At 51.7% G+C, this 20,285-nt stretch carries 12 protein-coding genes; 10 read left to right on the top strand and 2 right to left on the bottom strand.

The window, feature by feature from the left end; genetic code table 11:
• Positions 1-57 precede the first annotated feature (57 nt).
• Positions 58-1,776, bottom strand: coding sequence for a ribonuclease J1 (rnjA, locus tag AK95_RS09225; RefSeq protein WP_071219682.1), 1,719 nt, complete (start codon positions 1,774-1,776; stop codon positions 58-60).
• A 184-nt stretch (positions 1,777-1,960) separates the two neighbouring features.
• Between rnjA and AK95_RS09220 the strand changes: the two genes are divergently transcribed.
• The gene (locus AK95_RS09220) at positions 1,961-2,716 is read left to right on the top strand and encodes a YqcI/YcgG family protein (protein ID WP_071219681.1); all 756 of its coding nucleotides are present in this window, start codon (positions 1,961-1,963) and stop codon (positions 2,714-2,716) included.
• Positions 2,717-3,056: 340 nt separating this feature from the next.
• Positions 3,057-4,439: a glycosyl hydrolase family 18 protein gene (locus AK95_RS09215; RefSeq protein ID WP_235613071.1), complete on the top strand. Its 1,383-nt coding sequence runs from the start codon at positions 3,057-3,059 to the stop codon at positions 4,437-4,439.
• Here AK95_RS09215 and AK95_RS09210 read toward each other — a convergent pair.
• The gene (locus AK95_RS09210) at positions 4,434-5,312 is read right to left on the bottom strand and encodes a helix-turn-helix transcriptional regulator (protein ID WP_071219679.1); all 879 of its coding nucleotides are present in this window, start codon (positions 5,310-5,312) and stop codon (positions 4,434-4,436) included. The genes AK95_RS09215 and AK95_RS09210 overlap by 6 nt on opposite strands.
• Before the next feature lie 170 nt (positions 5,313-5,482).
• Here AK95_RS09210 and yicI point away from each other — a divergent pair, with 170 nt between their 5' ends.
• From yicI to AK95_RS09165, 8 genes are all read left to right on the top strand, one after another.
• A complete protein-coding gene (yicI, locus tag AK95_RS09205) occupies positions 5,483-7,810 on the top strand; it encodes an alpha-xylosidase (RefSeq protein WP_071219677.1) in 2,328 nt (775 codons plus the stop codon).
• A 219-nt stretch (positions 7,811-8,029) separates the two neighbouring features.
• Positions 8,030-9,838, top strand: coding sequence for a sensor histidine kinase (locus tag AK95_RS09200; RefSeq protein ID WP_071219676.1), 1,809 nt, complete (start codon positions 8,030-8,032; stop codon positions 9,836-9,838).
• Positions 9,813-11,369, top strand: a complete 1,557-nt coding sequence (locus tag AK95_RS09195; protein WP_071219675.1) for a response regulator transcription factor — start codon at positions 9,813-9,815, stop codon at positions 11,367-11,369. The genes AK95_RS09200 and AK95_RS09195 overlap by 26 nt, the downstream gene beginning before the upstream one ends.
• A gap of 409 nt (positions 11,370-11,778) precedes the next feature.
• Positions 11,779-12,741, top strand: a complete 963-nt coding sequence (locus AK95_RS09185) for an ABC transporter permease (RefSeq protein WP_071219672.1) — start codon at positions 11,779-11,781, stop codon at positions 12,739-12,741.
• 14 nt (positions 12,742-12,755) lie between these two features.
• Positions 12,756-13,664 (top strand): carbohydrate ABC transporter permease, encoded by a 909-nt coding sequence (locus tag AK95_RS09180; protein ID WP_071219671.1) that lies wholly within the window; start codon positions 12,756-12,758, stop codon positions 13,662-13,664.
• Positions 13,665-13,740: 76 nt separating this feature from the next.
• On the top strand, positions 13,741-15,453 hold the full coding sequence (locus AK95_RS09175) for an ABC transporter substrate-binding protein (protein ID WP_071219670.1): 1,713 nt from the start codon (positions 13,741-13,743) through the stop codon (positions 15,451-15,453).
• Positions 15,454-15,653: 200 nt separating this feature from the next.
• Positions 15,654-18,029: a glycoside hydrolase family 95 protein gene (locus AK95_RS09170; protein WP_235613070.1), complete on the top strand. Its 2,376-nt coding sequence runs from the start codon at positions 15,654-15,656 to the stop codon at positions 18,027-18,029.
• A gap of 73 nt (positions 18,030-18,102) precedes the next feature.
• Positions 18,103-20,136: a beta-galactosidase gene (locus AK95_RS09165; RefSeq protein ID WP_071219668.1), complete on the top strand. Its 2,034-nt coding sequence runs from the start codon at positions 18,103-18,105 to the stop codon at positions 20,134-20,136.
• Positions 20,137-20,285: the final 149 nt, after the last annotated feature.

Genomic DNA, 20,285 nt, shown 5'->3' with positions numbered 1-20,285 from the left:
CCTTGGATCCACCCTTTTTATGTTTGAGATACAGTTAAGGCTCAAAGTCAATGAGACTTATACTTCCATAATGGAAGGCATAATGTACGGGCTTCGGCCCAGTTCCCTTTTAAAATAACGATTGAGCGTGTTATTCGTCATCTGTTCCCAGGCAGCGCGGTTGTATTCACGCTGTTCACCGGCTTTGTTCAGCTGCTTGCGCAGCATCGCTTCAGCCCGGCGCAGAAGAGGCTTGGAGTCCTGCATATACACAAACCCGCGGGTAATAAGCTCCGGCCCGGAGAGCAGCTTGCGGGTCTCGCGATGAATGGTGATAGCGACAATGACAACGCCATCGTGAGCGAGCTGTACCCGTTCCTCGAGCAATTCCTTCTCATGGGTACGCAGCTCACCATTGTTGATGTAGACATCTCCGGAGGGGATGTTCCGCCCTTTACGCGCATAGTTGCGGAATAGGGAAAGCGTATTCCCGATGTTCATCAAGTAAACGTTGCTGTCAGGAACCCCAACCTGCACGGCGAGGTGACGATGATTCAGCATCATCCGGTATTCCCCGTGGATCGGCACAAAATATTTGGGACGCAAGCTGCTGATCATAAGCTTCAAATCTTCGCGACAGCCGTGACCCGAAGTGTGGATATCGAGAATGGAGCCGTATTTAACCTCCGCTCCTGCCCGCATCAAGAGATCGATACTGCGGTTGACGTTCTGGGTATTCCCAGGAATCGGTGAAGACGAGAAAATAACGGTGTCCTCCGGATGAATCTGGATCGAACGGTGGGCACCCGAAGCGATGCGTGTCAGCGCCGCATTAGGTTCGCCCTGACTGCCTGTACAAATAATCAGCACCTGGTCGTCGCGATAACGGTTAACGGCTTTTACATCAATCATCATGCCGTCCGGTACGCGAATATAACCAAGCTCCTGACCGATCACAAACACCTTCTCCATGCTGCGGCCGACGATGGCGATTTTGCGGCCTGTCCGGATGGCAGCTTCAACAACCTGCTGCAAACGATGAACGTTCGATGCAAAGGTAGCAAACAGGATCCGTCCGGGACATTCCCGGAACAGACGCAGGATAGAATCGCCGACGGTGCGTTCCGAAGGGGTAAACCCGTCCCGCTCGCTATTGGTGCTGTCAGCCATCAGGGCCAGGACGCCCCGTGCGCCGATATGCAGAATTTTATGCAGATTGGCAGGCTTGTCCTCCGGCGTAAAATCAAATTTAAAGTCTCCGGTATGTACGATCGGCCCGTACGGTGTTTCCACTACGACCCCGAAGGCATCCGGAATGCTGTGGGTGGTTCTGAAGAAATGAACGGAAAGATGACGGAATGCAATCGTTTCGTCTTCATGGAAGACGCGCAGATCACTCTGATCAAGCAGGCGGTGCTCTTCCAGCTTCGCACGAACCAGGCCGATAGTCAGCGCCCCGCCATAGATCGGCATCTGGATTTGACGAAGCACATAGGGAATAGCCCCGATGTGATCTTCATGACCATGGGTCAGGAACATACCCTTTACTTTATGTTTGTTATCAAGTAAATAACGAATGTCCGGAATAATGTAATCGACGCCGCTCATTTCGGCATCCGGGAATTTCAGGCCGGCATCGATGATAATGATCTCATTTTTGAATTCCACACCGTACATGTTCTTGCCGATCTCGCCAAGTCCCCCCAGCGCAAAGATGCGCACGGGTGGAGCGGAAGGCCTCGGTTTTTTGGCGGGTTTGGCAGTTTGAATCTTATCTGTTAGCAGGGGTTTAGACATAATGTGAAAGAATCCTCTCTATGGTAATTAAGGCATAAGCCTGGTCATTTTAATTTCTTCTCTACCTAAGATATCAGAAAGTTCAAGCTTTTGGGAAACGCTTTTCGAAATTCATGTGCATTTCGCTCGTGACAGTCACCTATTTTTACTCACTCTTATATGCTGTAGAAGAGGAGGACTGGTAATGAGCGGTTTATTGAGGTTGGATCATATGGATGCTGCCCATGGATTGCATGAGGAATGGCAGCGGAAAGCGATAACCAAGCTGACCGAGAAAATGACGGACCGTTACGCCAAATTCCCCTGCATTCCGGCTGTGCAAGGACATGCACTGAATCATTTTAGATACGGCTTTATTCATCAGGGTGAATCACAGGCTGCGGCGGAACAGCTGGCTGCTCTGCTGCGCGAGTTCGGGCTCGGATCCAGGGACTTTGGGCCTTATACTTCACTTGTCGTCATGATCGATACGGAGCATGGCAGCGATAGCCTGGAAGGCACCCAGTATTATGAGCGCTTGTTCTGGCAGCTTTTAAGCCGAACAACCGAATATGATACGGAACCTTGGCCGGCGGATCTGCCGGAGGAACCGACGGATCATCTATGGGAATTTTGTTTTGCAGGCGAGCCTTATTTTGTTTATTGCGCTACACCGGCGCATGAGCTTCGCCAAAGCAGATCCTTTCCCTACATGATGCTTGCTTTTACGCCTCGTTGGGTTCTGAAGCAGTTCAATGCCCGAACAAGGCAAGCAGAGCACACCAAGGGATTGATTCGTCAGCGATTGGCCCAATATGATCCCGTACCACCGCACCCTGACTTAAAACTCTACGGGGCGGAGGATAACTATGAATGGAAGCAATATTTTTTGCGGGATAACACGGAGTCACTATCGAAATGTCCGTTTGCAAGGCGGCACAAAGAGATCAATCAACGATAAGAAATAACACGTTGCTATCATCATACCCTAAATCGGAGTCTGGGTTAACCATGCTTTCTATTTAAGAGCTGCCTCATTCGCGGTAATCCGCAGTGTGACAGCTTTTTTTGCGTAAAAGTGCTGATTGGCCAGGGTATAGGATTTTGCCCCTGAATAAGTAAATCTTATCCTTGTTGTACAAAAAATGACCAAGTTACACTTAAAGTGCGTCATATCATTTCATTTATATGCGTTAGGAGGTGTGCAAGGTACGAGGCTTTCACCAGCTTTGAAACCGCTTTAATGTACAAAATCCATTGGCGAAGGAGTTGCTTGATGAATGACAAGGTGGTCCAGAACGATGAGAGGATGGATTCTCGGATTCATCGCCGTGCTGGTGCTTGGTATGTTCCCTGTGCACAAGGCTCAAGCCGCTGAGGCCTGTATAGAGCCTGCATGGAGCAGTTCTGCCGTATATGGCGGGGGGAATATCGTATCCTTCAACGGTCATGCCTGGAAAGCGAAATGGTGGACACAGGGCGAGGTGCCTGGAACGACGGGTCCGTGGGGTGTATGGGAGGACCTTGGAAATTGCACTCCCGGGACACCGCCCGTCGATCCCCCCGTGGATCCGCCAGTAGACCCTCCTGTAGATCCTCCGCTGCCTGGTGACCGTATGTATGTCGCTTATGCGAGTTCTTGGAACACCAGTATTTACGATCTGACGACCGTGAGCATTCCCAATTACATCACCCATCTCAATCTTGCATTCGTTAGGCCGGATACCACGTATATTCAAGGGTCCTATGCGTTTGATCAAGCCGTTGCGGGCTTGGAATTCGTGGAAGGAGCCACGACGCCGAATGGCCAGCGTAAATTTACCGCCCAGCAGTCCCAGGATCTGCGCAACAACATCGCCGGACTGAGAGCACGCGGAACGAAAGCGTTCCTCTCGGTAGGAGGCTGGTCATACAGCCAAGGTTCACAGTGGTCCAGATTCAATGCCAAGAACATTGTGGATTTGGCTCTCGATCTTGGCGCTGCCGGAGTCGACATTGACTGGGAATCCAGCGGCAGCAGCTGCAACAAAGGAACAGCCTCCCAGTTCAGCTGCACCAAGGATGGAGAGATCGCGGGTATTATTACAAGTCTCTATAATGAAATCCATGCAAGAAACGCGAATCTGCAGATTTCCATCGCCGGTTGGTCTACGGGCGCTTATTACGTGAAAGGAACGCCGTTTGAGGAAGGCAAGGTCCAATGGGGATCTCCTTTTGGCGGTACCATGTACCGCGTAGTTAAGGATCATGGCGGCAAGATCGACTTCATCAATCTGATGTCCTACGATGGCGGTATTTATTACGATCCGCGTGAAGGTTATGAATCGTATAAGGCAATATACAATGGACCTATCAACATGGGCATGCAAATTGCGCCGGAGGGATCCGGCGGGGCCGTCCTGCAACTGAATGCCGCGCCGGGCACGGTATACGATGCCGACATGATGAACGGTCAGAATAATATTGCAACACCCTATTATAATGTAGAAACGATGGTGAACTATATGAAAAATAAGGGAAGGGCGAATGATGGATTCATGCTGTGGCAGCTATGGAAACAGCGTGTTCATCAGCCCGCCCCGTCAGGTGCAGCGAATGAGAACAGTGCGGGCCAGTACGTATGCCGAAACCTGCCGCTTCCGGGAGATTGCAATCAGATCATACCAAGCCTGCCGAAATTATAATTTTTTCCGATACTCCGAAGGCGTGCAGTCCATGATCTTACGGAAGACCCGAACAAAATAACTGATATGCCCGAATCCGACATCGAGTGCGATGTCGGATATTTTATTGTCTGGCTGACGAAGGAGTTCAGCAGCCTGGCGAACGCGATAGGAATTCATATAATCCACGGGCGTTTGCCCGGTCATGGATTTAAAGAAACGGCAGAACTGGCCTTCGCTCATCGGGATCAGATCAGCCAGCTCACTCAGCCGGATAGGACGGTGATAATGATTCTGGATGTAGAGAATGACTTTCTTCAATCGTTCCGTTCTCACCATGTCCGCTGCTTCGCTCCTGCTCCTGTTGACCATTCGGCCAGAGGATGCGGCCTGAAACAACATGAGAAGCAGATGTCCCTTAATAGCGACCTCATAACCGGCAGGTTTATGCTTCGACAGCTGTGTCATTTCCTTTATATGCTGAAGCAGCTGCTCATCGGTCTCGGATGTCATCCATCTCGGAAAGGTGGCTCTTCGCTCCTGAAAGGGAACAATCATTCCTTCTTGTACAAGATCGTAGCTGCTGCTGGCAAGCATGCCGGGATCGAACACCATGGCGCAGAAGCTGCATCCTTGATCGCCCCGGGCATGACCGGTATGGAGATCTCCTCCATCGATAAATATTGCTTCACCCGCCCGGACAGGGATGTATTCCGAGTCGATCTGAAACAGAACCTCGCCTTCCAGCACGTGGAAAATTTCCGCTTCCTTATGCCAATGGGAGTCTACCACATGGGCCCCGGGGGCAAATTGATACCAGTAGGCACCAAACGGGAAGCGTTCATTCCCGTGAACAGTGCTTTCTTTTAAGGACTGGCGAAAGGATTGATCCATGATGTACCTCCTTGGAATGAATTGCCGCTTGAATGATGTCATCTTATATCAAAATTGTGCTATAAAACAATGGAATACTGTTAGATCGGCTTAAAATAGATCAGTATAATGATATTATAACGCTTCATCTTAAAGTTCAATTTTCATAATATAGAAAGGCGGATTAAAAAATGAAATTTACAGACGGCAATTGGCTTATCCGGGAAGGATATTCCGTTTCGGGAGCGGTTCAGGCTTATGATTTTGCGGTAAAAGGAGATACGTTGACAGCCTATGCCTCCACGGCCCCGATTCCGGGCAGAGGAGCAACGATTAACGCCCAGCTGATCACCGTGCAATTTCATTCTCCGGCACCCGGCGTCATCGGCGTAAAGCTGGTTCACTATGCGGGCGTAAGAGATAGAGGACCTGCATTCGAGTTGTACAAACAGGAAGGTGACCATACGGTCATTGAAGAGAACGATCAGGAAGCGGTTCTTCGCAGCGGCAATTTGAGCGTCGTGATCAAGAAAGGTCCGGAGTGGTCGGTTCACTTCTATAGAGGAGAAGAACGCATAACCGGCAGCAGAGCCAAATCCATGGCACATATCGTGGAAGATGGCGGACAGACCTACATGCGCGAAGAGCTGGATCTTGGCGTAGGCGAGTGGGTATACGGGCTTGGCGAACGATTCACTTCGTTTGTGAAGAACGGCCAGGTCGTGGATATTTGGAATCAGGATGGCGGTACAAGCTCCGAGCAAGCCTATAAAAATATTCCGTTCTATCTGACGAACAAAGGCTATGGCGTGTTTGTCAACCAACCGGACCTCGTATCCTTTGAAGTGGCTTCGGAGAAAGTGAAGAAGGTGCAGTTCAGCGTGCCAGGCGAGTCATTGGAGTACTTTGTTATTGACGGGCCTGATCCGAAAGGCGTGCTGGACAAATACACGAACCTGACAGGCAAACCGGCACTGCCGCCGGCATGGACCTTCGGATTGTGGCTTTCGACCTCCTTTACAACCCAGTATGACGAAGCGACCGTCAACTCCTTTGTTGACGGTATGCTGGAACGCGATATCCCGCTGGAAGTGTTCCACTTTGACTGCTTCTGGATGAAGGGGCTCAACTGGACGGACTTCCAATGGGATGAAGAGGTGTTCCCGGATCCCGAAGGCATGCTGAAGCGTTTGAAAGAAAAAGGCTTGAAAATCTGCGTATGGATCAATCCATATATCGCGCAGCGCTCGCGTCTCTTTGAGGAAGGCCGTGAAAAAGGCTATCTGGTGAAGAAAGCGAATGGCGATGTGTGGCAGTGGAATCTGTGGCAGCCGGGTATGGCGCTGGTGGACTTCACGAATCCGGACGCATGCGAATGGTATGCAGGATACCTGCGCGAGCTGGCAGATATGGGCGTTGATAGCTTCAAGACGGATTTCGGCGAGCGCATTCCGACGGACGTTGTGTATTTTGACGGCTCCGATCCTCATAAAATGCATAACTACTACACCCAGCTCTATAACAAAGTGGTCTTTGATGTGCTGGTGGAGAAATTCGGGAAGAATCAGGCGGCGGTATTCGCACGCTCCGCAACCGTAGGCGGACAGCAGTTCCCTGTTCACTGGGGCGGCGATTGCTATGCGGATTATGAATCGATGGCGGAGAGCCTGCGCGGCGGCTTGTCCCTCGGTCTCGGCGGCTTCGGCTTCTGGAGCCATGATATTGGCGGCTTCGAAAATACGGCTCCGGCGCATGTGTTTAAACGCTGGCTGGCATTTGGCTTGCTGTCCAGCCACAGCCGTCTGCACGGCAGCAGCTCTTACCGGGTGCCGTGGTCTTATGACGAAGAAGCTGTGGACGTTACGCGCTTCTTCACGAAGCTGAAGAGCCGTCTGATGCCTTATCTGTTCCATACCGCCGTACAGGCATCGGAGCAAGGGGTGCCAAGCATGCGCGCCATGTTCCTGGAATTCCCTGAAGACCCGGCCGTTGAAATGCTGGATCGTCAATACATGCTGGGAGATTCCCTGCTTGTGGCACCGGTGTTCAGCGAGAACGGCGACGTGAAGTACTATCTTCCGAAGGGCCGCTGGACGCATCTGTTAACCGGAGAAACGGTGGATGGCGGAACCTGGCGCAAGGAAACGTACGATTTCCTCGGATTACCTTTGTTTGTACGCGGCAACTCGTTCCTGGCTTTGGGCGCAAACGACACCCGTCCGGAATATGACTATGCCGACGGAGTTGAGCTTGGCTTGTATGCATTGGAGGACGGCAGCGAAGCTTCGGTCACCGTTCGCAACATGAACGGGGAAAGCGAGCTGATTGTGCGGGCGGTCCGTGCGGGCAGCCGGATCGACTTTACGGTGGAAGGCAGCGGTAAGCCATTCTTCGTGAAGCTGCATGACACCGGAGCCGTCTCATCTGTAGAGGGCTCGGGAGTGAGCCTGCAAGAAGGCAGCATTCAAGTGGAAGCCGGACAACAAGCGGTGAATTTCACGGCAACTCTGGAAGGGTAAGCTCTGGGTACACCTGCTCGATATAAGGAAAAAAGCATAGCGAAGATAAGCCCGGACCAGCATTATGCTGGAGTCGGGCTTCTTCCATATTTTAGCTGGCCGTGAAAGGACGGCTGTGCTGATATAATAGGCCTGCGGCAGGTTTATTCACGAATGGTTGTAACCGTTTTCTTTTAAAGGGCTTGCCGAAGATTAAAGGACAGGAGCGAAGACGGTCCGATGTTATCCTATTTCATTCAACTTGTGAATGACATGAAAATCCGCAACAAATTGATATTGTCTTTTGTTGTCGTGGTCTTTGTACCGGTAGCCATCGTGGGGATATTCCTTACGGGCGAGCTCCGCAAATTTGCTTTCAACAATGCGTTGGAGCAAGCTTACCAGAACGTGGACCGGGTCAAGAAACGGTCAACCGAAGTCATCAACGTGGCAGACGATTTATCCTATCGGCTATCCTACGACGAGCGTCTGAGAAATCTTGCCAGCCGGCAATATGAAAGCGTATACGACGTATTCGTGGCTTACAGGGAGTATCCTGATTTACAGCAGGCGATACGGATGTACAAGGAAATATCGAATATCCGTTTCTATAGCGAGAACTCCACCATGCTGAACAATTGGGAGTTTCTTTATCCCGAGGAGGAGATCAAGAGAACGGAATGGTATCAGCGAGCCGAGGATGATATCGGCGTCATTTACTGGGATTATATTATGGATGAACGCGATCAGAAGGTATACCTCAGCTTAATCAAGGGGGTTGATCTTGGAAGCAAAGACAATCGTGGCGTGCTTGTGATCAATGTCAATACGGGTATGCTGAACACGATCCTCAGCCAGGAAACGTTTGATACCATTATTGTGGACAGCAAGAACAATATTGTCGCCGCTAACCGTCCGGAGCTGTACGGGAAAACGCTAGCCGAGATTCAAGATACCAGCGGGGTTGTATACAATGCGAGCGGAAGCTATGAATCGGTTATCCATGACGAAGCCTCCAAGGTACTGATTGAACCGTTAAATACGGAATCCGGGGTTAACGGCCTGCGCATTATTTCCATATTTTCAATTGATAGCATCGTGGCGGACGCCAATCGGATCAGCAAGCTGGCGATGTCGGTCATCATCATCAGCCTGCTGCTGGCCGTTCTTCTGATCTATAGCTTCTCTTCATTGATCTCTAACCGGCTGCTGCGTCTCAGCAAGCATATTACGAAGTTAGGTACCGGTAACCTCGGCGTTGCCATGCAAATTGACGGCAAGGATGAGATCGGTCAGTTATCCCGCCAATTCAACTCCATGGTGGGTAACATTAACGACCTGATGAACGAAGTGCAGGAGTCCAATGAACAGAAAAGGTTAATGGAACAGAAGCAGAACGAAATTAAATTCAAAATGATGGCCAGTCAGATCAATCCGCACTTTTTGTTTAATGCCTTAGAGTCTATTCGCATGGAAGCACATCTCAAGGGTGAGGACGAAATCGCCCGGATTGTGCGGCTGCTCGGTAAAATGATGCGAAGCAATCTTGAGATCGGCAGCGGAAAAACAACGATAAAAGACGAGATCGAAATGGTGCAGTGTTATCTGGATATTCAGAAGTTCCGCTATGAGGATCGTCTGAAATATGAACTTCTGGTGGATTCCGAAGCCGATCGGGTAAGAATCCCGCCGCTGATCATACAGCCGCTTGTGGAAAATGCGGTCATACATGGGATGGATCACAAAGAAGAGGGCACTTTCATCAGGGTGAGGGTCTCGGCAAGTGAAGGGAAATTGCTCGTGATTACCGAGGATAATGGGGCGGGCATAACCCTGGAGAGATTGCAGATGATCTACGGTTATTTGAACGATACCGATGAGAAGGACGGAGGACGGATCGGGCTCCGGAATGTTCATGTCCGTCTGCAGCTTACCTACGGCCCTGATGCAGGTCTGATCATTTACAGCGAGCCGGGCATAGGAACACGTATCGAATTCAGTATCCCGACAGGAGGAGAGAGCGATGATGAAAGTATTAATCGTGGATGACGAACCCAAGCTGCGCGAAGGGCTGAAGAGCATTGTGCCATGGACCGAGCTTGGGTACCAGGTTGTTGGAACCGCAGCGAACGGAAGCGAAGCGTTGGAGAAGCACGGGATGTACAACCCGGATTTGATGTTGATTGATATCCGAATGCCGGGAATGGACGGATTGCAGCTGATCGAAGCCATCCGAAGCCTGGATTCCGAGATTCATCTGCTCATCCTGAGCGGATATGCCGATTTTGATTATGCCAAGCGGGCGATGTCCCACCGCGTGGACGGATACCTTTTGAAACCGGTGGATGAGGACGAGTTGAGCATGTATTTGCTGCAGATTAAAGAAGCCATCGAGCAGGAACAGGAGAGGAAGGCACTGAATAGGGCAGCCTCGGATATGAGCCGCGAGCAGTTCATTCAGACATGGTTCAACCCGGAGGGCAATCCCGATCCGGCAGCTTTGCGGAAGATGGCCGAGCGATCAGGACTGTTATGGAACCACTACCAAGTGCTGCTTGTTCATCATAACGGCTACGATGAATCCGTTGAGGGGGCCGATGATCGGTTGAAAAACCAGCTGATCGAAGCTTTTGAAGAGAACGGCCACGGCGCGGTCTTTTCCATGCATGGACAGCTCGGCGTCCTAATGCACACGCCGGTCTTGACGGCAGGTGGGCGTAAAGAATTGCTGCATATGGTGGAGGAAGCCGCAAGTCGGGCTGGCACGGCGATAACGGCCTCTTTGGGCCGTCAGGTCCACCGTTTGGAAGATGTGGCGGATTCGTACCGTTGTGCCAAGGAACGGATTCGCGAACGCTTCTTCTATGCTCCCGGCGAGTTGTTATTCCCTGAATCCGAGCGGTTTGCCGGCAGCATAACGGATGAAGAACGGCAGCCCCATGATCCGGAGCAGCTGATGGAACAGCTCTATTACGCCGTAGATGTGGGTAATGTGGAGGTGCAGCGGAAGCTGCTGCATGCTGCAGCGTATGCCATGGTGAATGAAGATTATACGGAGGAAAGGATGAAAAGCGCCTTCGTGGAGCTTCTGACCGGGGTCCACAACAAGCTGATGCAGCATCATACCGTGCTGCAGTCCCGCACGAAGGAATACTCGGATCGGATTGCGGCGATATTCCGCCAGCGCACAGCCTATGATTTGTGCCGCCATTCGTCCCAATTCCTGGAGGAGCTGATCTGGCAGGCGGGCAATGGCGGACGGGATCAGGAGATGAAGCGGATCATGGATCTGATTCAGCGTAATTACAATGAGAATCTTAAACTGGAAACACTGGCCTCCGTATTTAATTACAACAGCGCCTACTTGGGGAAGATGTTCAAAAATACAACCGGAGAATACTTCAATACGTATCTCGATAAGGTCCGGATCGACAAAGCCAAGGATTTTTTGAAGCAGGGCATGAAGGTGTATCAGGTTGCGGAGAAGGTCGGGTATACGAATGTCGACTATTTTCATAGCAAGTTTAAAAAATACGTCGGTACCTCTCCATCCAATTTCCGTAAGGAGCTGGACTTGTAATCAGTCGCCACATTCTCACTTACAACCAGACTAAACATAAATACTTTCATATCGTGCCCTTTAGACGCGACTAAGGTACGCGTCTTTTTGTTTTCCCCCTTTCCTTCCCAAGGCATTATCGGGGAATTCAAATGCTGCGAAGCATAGAGCGGAGGGGCCGGAATCGTATCGGAGAAGCGACAGCGGTCGCCTTTAAAGCCGGGAAACAACCTTACCCTACCATCCGAAGTTTCCCGGATTTAACAGCGATCGGAGATACGATCCGGACACGGAGCGGCATAAAGGTCTTTCGCATTTTTCCACCCACCGTTAATGTCTAATTTTTATATGATTTTTAAGCCAATCCTTCGGGTACTTCCCTGCCCCAGCTTGGTTTATCATCAGGATATACAAGAGAGGAGGGGTTGGTTTGAAAGCGGTAACAAAGACAGAAGGTAGCATCCAACCTGCCGCAAAGAAAAAGAAAGGCTTTTGGGCCACTTTCAAAGAGCAGAAAGTACTGTACGGAATGTCGCTTCCATTCATCGTCATAGTATTCATTTTCAGCTACTTGCCGGTGTGGGGCTGGTTGATGGCATTCCAGAATTACAAGCCAGGCAAAGGGATATTCGAACAAAAATGGGTGGGCCTGGACCATTTCGCAGCACTTTTCGCGGACGATAAGTTTTATCTGGTGTTGCGGAATACACTCGCCATGAGTTTCATGGGATTGATCGTTGGGTTCACGATTCCGATCCTATTCGCAGTCTTGTTGAATGAGCTTCGTGGAAGCGTATTCAAGAGGACCGTACAGACGATATCTTATCTGCCGCATTTTGTGTCCTGGGTCGTGGTTGCCGGTATCGTGACCAAAATGCTGTCCACAGATGGAGGCGCTGTCAATCAGCTGCTGATGTGGCTGGGGTTCATTGATCAGCCCATACAGTTCATGGCTCAGGGGAACCTGTTCTGGTACATCGTAACGGGCTCCGATATATGGAAGGAAATGGGCTGGAGCGCAATCATTTATTTGGCAGCGATTTCAGGCATTGATCAGGAGCAATTCGAAGCAGCCAAGGTTGACGGCGCGAGCCGACTTCGCCAAATATGGCATATTACGCTGCCAAGCATCGCCCCTACGATTGCAATTCTAATGATCATGTCCATCGGACATCTGATCAGCATCGGCTTCGAGAAGCAGTTCTTGCTGGGTAACCCGCTGGTGGTGGATTATTCCCAGGTGCTGGATCTGTATGCGTTGAATTATGGCCTTGGGATGGGTCGTTTCTCATTCGGTACGGCCATCGGGATGTTCAACTCCATTGTGAGTATCCTCTTGTTGCTGCTCGCTAACGGCGTATTCAAAAAATTCACGAAGCAATCGATTATGTAGGGGAGGGAAGCAGCATGGCACGAACCAAAACAGCATTCAAGCCCACGCTCTCCGACCGCGTGTTTGATATTGGTAACTTTACTTTTATGACACTGGTCATGATCGTTACTCTGTATCCGTTCCTGAATGTTCTTGCGATATCATTGAACGATTCCGTAGATACAGTACGCGGGGGGATCTATCTCTGGCCGCGGGAGTTTACGCTTGAGAATTACGTGCAGATCTTCAAATACGACGGTTTGATTACAGGGGCCAAAATTACGATTCTCCGTACGCTGGCAGGAACATTCTTGGGCTTGTTAAGCGGCACTATGCTGGGCTACGTCCTCAGCAGGGTGGACTTTCAGGGAAGAAAGTTCATGTCGACCTTTCTTGCGCTGACGATGTACTTCTCCGGCGGAATGATTCCAGTGTTCATTCTGATCCGCGACCTGAACATGATGAATTCGTTTCTGGTCTACATCATTCCGGGCATGGTAAGCGCGTTTAACGTATTCGTTATCCGGTCTTTCATCGACAGCCTGCCATATTCGCTGCAGGAATCGGCTAAGCTTGACGGGGCCAACGATTTCACGATCTATTACAAAATCATTCTTCCGCTCTGTAAGCCCGTACTGGCTACCATCGCCTTATTCCTGGCTGTCGGGCAGTGGAACTCATGGTTCGATACGTATCTCTATAACGGCAACGCACCCCATCTCACGACGCTTCAATTCGAGCTGATGAAGGTGCTGCAGAGCACGCAGGGACAAACCAGCGGCATGATGTCGGGGCAGAACATGGCCGAAATCGTGAAGCAGGTGTCGCCGGAATCGATCAAAATGGCGATCACGATTGTGGTTACGGTTCCCATATTGCTCGTCTATCCGTTCCTGCAGCGGTATTTTGTGAAAGGCATGACGCTTGGAGCCGTAAAAAGCTAAGCGCAAGTATGGTATCAGCAGGCAGCATGTCCTGTTATACGATAGATGATTAAAAATCGATTTAGGGGGTATAGCAATGAAACATAAGAAGAGATTGTCGCTGCTGCTCGCGATCATGATGATGGCCACATTCGTTCTGGCGGCATGCGGTAACGGCGACAGCAACAATAGCGCAAACGGCGGCGAAGAAGGCAGCGGCGGCAACGATACGCAGCAGGAAGAGAAGCTCGAGCCGATGACCATGACGTATTACAGCGCGGATTCCAATGCAAACTGGGCCAACATGCAGGATGCGGTCGGCAAGAAGCTGACTGAGAAAACCGGCATTACGATCCAGGCCGAATACGCGGTGGACGGCTCCAATCAGAAGCTCCCGCTGATGGTGGCGAGCGGGGAATATCCGGACTTGGTATTTGCCAAGGGTGACGCCAATCTGTTTGTGGATTCCGGAGCGTTTATTGATCTGACAGATCTGATCGAAGAGCATGCGCCGAATATCAAAAAGGTGTATGGAGAATATATGAGCCGTCTGAAATGGAGCAATGAGGATGAGGCCATCTATGTCCTCCCGACACTTGCAGCGGTGGACCATCAGGCCCTTGATGCCGGCGGCACGTTCCAGATCCAGCATGAAGTGCTGAAAGAACTCGGTTACCCTGAACTGAAAACGGTGAAGGATTATGAGAAAGCGCTGAAAGAGTATGCCGAGAAACACCCGACCATTGACGGCCAGCCGACGATTCCGCTGACGTTGAATGCGGACGGATGGAGAATCATGATCTCGGTAACGAACCCGGCGTTTATCGCGACAGGCGTATCGGATGACGGCGAGTATTATATCGACCCGGAAACAACCGAGGCGAAGCTTCATTACAAGCGGCCGGAAGAGAAGGAATACTTCCGCTGGCTGAATCATATGAACGCCGAGGGCTTGTTGGATAAAGAAACGTTCGTGCAGAAGACAGACCAATACGAAGCTAAAATTTCCTCCGGCCGCGTCCTTGGCGTCATTGATCAGGAGTGGGGCTTCGGCAATGCAACGAATGCACTGAGAACTTCCGGCAAGGAAAACCGCACCTATGCGAGATTCCCGATCCAGCTGGATGAGTCGACGAAGGATGCAACGTTCCAAGACACGGGTTACGTCGCCGGATGGGGCGTAGGCATTACGACATCCGCCAAGGATCCGGTTCGAATCATCAAGTTCCTGGATTATCTGGCTTCCGAAGAAGGGCAAGTTTTGATGAATTGGGGTATCGAAGGCGAACATTACAACGTGGTGGACGGCAAGCGCGTTATTCCTGAGGACGTCCAAGAGCGCAAAACCTATGACAACGCCAACTTCACCAAGGAAACAGGAATCGGCTTGTACAACGCCATGTTCCCTCGTTACGGCGACGGCGTGAAGGATTCGACGGACAACTATTACACAACGAATTTCCCGGAGACGATCATAGAGAACTATACGCCATCCGCGAAGGAAACGCTAAAAGCGTACGGCGCGGAAATGTGGAAAGACCTGTGGCCGAAACAAGAGGAATTTGAAGTAAAGCCGTGGGGCGTTGCTTACAACATTCCGGTACCGAGCGACTCCAACATCAATATCACCTATAAAAAGGTGGAAGAGATTACCCGGAAGCGGATTCCGGAAGTCATTCTTGCCGATCCGGCGAAGTTTGATGCGCTGTATGATCAGTTCATCAAAGAACTGAATGATGCCGGCGCCGAGAAGATGGAGCAGGAATACACCCAATTGGTACGCGAACGCGTGGAACTCTGGAATAATTAGGATAGAGGCGAATAGAAGGGGCCGGCTGTATGCGGCCCCTTTTGCCGATATTCAAGGCAGTTGCTGCTAGCGGCGGGCCTTAAGTTATTCGAATAAATACAACCTAAGATGAAGGATTTAAGGTGTTTTTCGAGAAGACCTTTATCAAATTGGAATAAGGGGGGATTACACTGAATTCAGTACAGCAGCAGGCCTCAACATTGTGGTATCGGAAGCCCGCGGCCAAGTGGGAAGAAGCGCTTCCGATTGGAAACGGCCGTCTTGGCGCCATGGTGTTCGGGGGCGTACAGGAAGAACGCATTCAATGGAATGAAGATACACTTTGGTCCGGATTTCCCCGGGACACGAATAATTATGAGGCTCTTCGGCATTTGGCATCGGCAAGAGAGCTGATTGCGTTCGGAAAGTATACCGAAGCCGAACAGTTGATTGAGGGCAAGATGGTCGGCAGAAACACGGAGTCCTTTTTGCCTTTAGGAGATTTGGTTATCAGTCAGAGCGGAATTGGGGATGATTGGACGGACTATAGGCGCGAACTGGATTTGGATACAGGGATTGCATCTACTCACTTTCGAGCCGGCGGCTCCGATGGTCGCTTCAGCAGGGAAGTATTCATCAGTGCGCCTGATCAGGTAGCGGTTATTCGTTATACGAGCACGAACGCCGGAACCATCCAATTGGAGATCGGGCTTCGTTCACCGCTGCGGCATGATACCCGCAGTGCAGAAGACGGATCCTTGGTGTTGTATGGACACGCTCCCACCCATATTGCTGAGAATTACAGAGGTGATCACCCCGGGGCGGTGCTCTATGAAGACGGGCTTGGCATACGGTATGAAATGCGGCTGCTGGCCTTAACGGATAGCGGGCAGGTTACGGTGGATGACAGCGGTATACGCATCAACGGCGCTGGCTCCGTCACGCTGCTGATTGCGGCTGCCACGAATTTTGAAGGCTTCGATCGAGCTCCGGGTTCTGGAGGAACCGATCCGTCCGGTATATGCAGAGAGAGGCTTCAGGGCGCGAGGCGGCGTGGTTTTGAAGAATTGCGTTCACGGCATGTCCAGGACCATCAAGCCTTGTTCAGACGCGTGGAGCTTCAGCTTGGCCGTTCAGAGAATGGACGTTCCATAGAAGCTTTAGCCACCGATGAGCGGATGGAAGCGTACCGGGAAGGACGGAAGGATGCTGCTCTCGAGGCGCTGATGTTTCAATTCGGAAGGTATTTGCTCATTGCCAGCTCTCGGCCAGGTACACAGCCAGCACATCTGCAGGGCATATGGAACCCGCATGTACAGCCGCCATGGAACAGCGATTATACAACGAATATCAATACTGAGATGAACTACTGGCCCGCAGAGACGACGCATCTGGGCGAGTGTCATGAGCCGCTGATCCAGATGATCCGGGAGCTTAGTGTAAGTGGTGCCCGGACGGCGAAGATTCATTACGGCGCCCGTGGATGGGTTGCTCACCATAACGTGGATCTATGGCGAATGGCCAGCCCGAGCGATGGCAGGGCCATGTGGGCTTTCTGGCCAATGGGCGGCGCATGGCTGTGCCGGCATCTATGGGAGCATTACCAATTCCAACCGGATCTCGAATATTTGCGGGAAACGGCTTATCCGCTGATGAGGGATGCGGCATTGTTTTGCCTGGATTGGCTTATTGAAGACGGGAAAGGGCATCTGGTGACCAGCCCATCGACATCGCCGGAGAACCAGTTTCTTACCGCGGAAGGCCTGCCTTGCAGCGTGTCGGCAGGCTCCACTATGGACATGGCCATCATCCGGGATATATTCCAGAATTGTATTGAAGCATCACAGCTGCTGGACCAGGATGCTGAGCTGCGGGAGGAGTGGAGGGCAGCGGCAGCGAGGCTGCTGCCTTACGCCATTGATGCCGAGGGCAAACTCATGGAATGGAGTGAGCCTTACCCGGAAGCGGAGCCCGGACATCGGCACGTATCGCATTTGTATGGGCTGTACCCCGGCTCCGACATTACCCTTCAGGATACGCCGCAGCTTGCGGAAGCCGCTTATCGTACGCTGATGTCGCGGATCGACCATGGAGGAGGGCACACGGGGTGGAGCTGCGTATGGCTGATCAACCTGTTTGCCCGGCTACAGCTGCCGGACAAGGCGTATGATTATGTCCGGACGCTGATTTCCCGTTCCATGCATTCTAATCTGCTTGGAGACCATCCTCCCTTCCAGATCGATGCGAATTTTGGAGGCACGGCCGGACTTGTGGAAATGCTGCTCCAGAGCCACTTGGGCACTATTCAGCTGCTGCCGGCGCTGCCGAAAGCGTGGGCAGCAGGAGCCGTAAGAGGATTAAAGGCTCGCGGCGGGTTTATTGTGGACATGGAATGGAGCGAAGGCATCCTAACGTCTGCGCGCGTAATCTCTACGCATGGCCGAGTCTGTAGAATTAGCTGTTCCGTGCCTCTCGCCGTTAAAAGGGAAGACGGAAGTGCGGTGACGATGGATGAGCAGGGCTCATTTGAAACGGTCAGCGGAGCGATATACCTGATCACGCCAGCGACTTCCGAAGGCAGCCGCGAACACGATTGATCATACAGTGTAGAATGCTTTGTTGATGGCGAACTGGATTCGGAATTAAAAAGCTAAAGGAGCTGAACCCTAAATGATTAACGAAAAGTTACCCAAAATGTGGTATGGCGGCGATTATAATCCCGAGCAATGGGATGCAGAAGCGTGGAAGGAAGATGACCGCATGTTTAAGCTGGCGGGCATCGATGTGGCCACCGTCAATGTATTCTCCTGGGCTTTGAGTCAGCCGAATGAGGATACGTACGATTTTGCCTGGCTGGACGAGACGATCGAACGGCTGTACCGGAACGGGGTATATATCTGTCTGGCAACCAGCACAGGGGCCCATCCGGCCTGGATGGCCCGTAAATACCCGGATGTGCTGCGCGTCGACTACGAGGGACGTAAACGCAAATTCGGAGGTCGTCATAACTCCTGCCCGAACAGCCCCACTTACCGTAAATACGCCAAAGCCATGGCCGGCAAGCTGGCGGAACGTTATAAGGATCATCCTGCCGTCCTGATCTGGCACGTATCGAACGAATACGGCGGATACTGTTACTGCGATAATTGCGCCGCGGCATTCCGGACTTGGCTTGAGCAGCGCTACGGCATGCTGGATGCCGTGAACAAGGCATGGAATACCCGCTTCTGGGGACATACCTTCTACGACTGGGAAGACATTGTCGTACCTAACGCATTAAGCGAGGAGTGGTCCGGTAATCGGACCAATTTCCAAGGCATATCCCTGGATTACCGCCGTTTCCAGTCGGACAGCCTGCTGGACTGCTATAAGCTGGAGCGGGATGAATTGAAGCGAATCACACCAGATATTCCGGTGACCACGAATCTGATGGGCTTCTATCCCGAGCTGGATTACTTCAAATGGGCCAAAGAGATGGATGTTGTATCCTGGGACAACTACCCGTCTCTGGATACGCCATATAGCTATACGGCCATGGCGCATGCCTTGATGCGGGGACTTAAGGGCGGGCAGCCTTTTATGCTCATGGAGCAGACGCCAAGCGTCCAGAACTGGCAGCCGTACAACTCGGCCAAGCGACCTGGGGTTATGCGGTTGTGGAGCTACCAAGCGGTCGCCCATGGCGCGGATACGGTGATGTTCTTCCAGCTGCGCCGTTCGATCGGAGCCTGCGAGAAATATCACGGAGCGGTCATTGAACATGTAGGACATGAACATACCCGCGTATTCCGCGAGTGCGCGGAGCTGGGCAAGGAGCTGCAGCAGCTGGGGGACCGAATCCTGGATGCCCGTTCCGACGCCAAAGTCGCGATCATCTACGACTGGGAGAATCGATGGGGCATTGACCTGTCGAGCGGTCCGACCGTTGCCCTTAATTACGTGAATGAGGTCCATAAATATTATGATGCTCTGCACCAGCTGCATATTCAGACCGATATGATCAGCGTGGAAGAGGACTTCCGGAAGTATGACGTTGTCATCGCACCTGTGATGTATATGGCAAAGCAGGGGTTTGCAGAGCGCGTGGAGGCCTTTGTGTCGCAAGGCGGAACCTTTGTGACGACCTTCTTCAGCGGGATCGTGAACGAGAATGATCTGGTGACGCTGGGCGGTTATCCGGGCGAGCTGCGCAAGGTGATGGGAGTTTGGGCCGAGGAGATTGATGCGCTGCTTCCGGGCCAGCAGAATCAGATGGTGCTGCGAGGTCGGAAGGGACAACTGGAGGGCACCTACGACTGCGGCATTCTTTGCGACGTGATCCATGCTGAAGGAGCGGAAGTCGTTGCCGAATACGGCTCCGATTACTATCAGGGGATGCCATCGTTAACCGTGAATTCCTTCGGGCAGGGGAAGGCCTGGTATGTGGCCACAAGTCCGGAGCCTCAATTCCTGAAGGACCTGATGCAAACGATATGCAATGACCATGGCATTGAGCCCGTCCTGAAGGCTCCGGAAGGCGTTGAGGTGACAAAACGCGTGAAGGAGGGCGTGGAGTTCACCTTTGTACTTAATCACATGCCGGAGAGCAAACTCGTGCCATTGGCAGGGGAGACCTACGTTGACCTGCTGACAGGAGAGGAGCATCGAGATTCCTGCGAAGTGCCGGCACGCGGAGTCATGATCTTGGAGAAGCAGCAGGGGTAGAAGGAGTGCATGAAGTTTCTGCGAAGGCATTAATCGCTCTAAGGGCACACATAAAAAAGCAGAGAAAGCAGGGGATTCCCATGCTCTCTCTGCTTTATTTTATATGCCCAACACAGGCGGCTTGCCTTTAGCGGCAAACCGCTGCCCAG

This window comes from Paenibacillus sp. LC231 (genome assembly GCF_001860525.1).
GTDB lineage: Bacteria > Bacillota > Bacilli > Paenibacillales > Paenibacillaceae > Paenibacillus_AQ.
The sequence above is the reverse complement of the archived record's forward strand: the minus strand, read 5'-3'. Positions and strand labels throughout refer to the sequence as shown.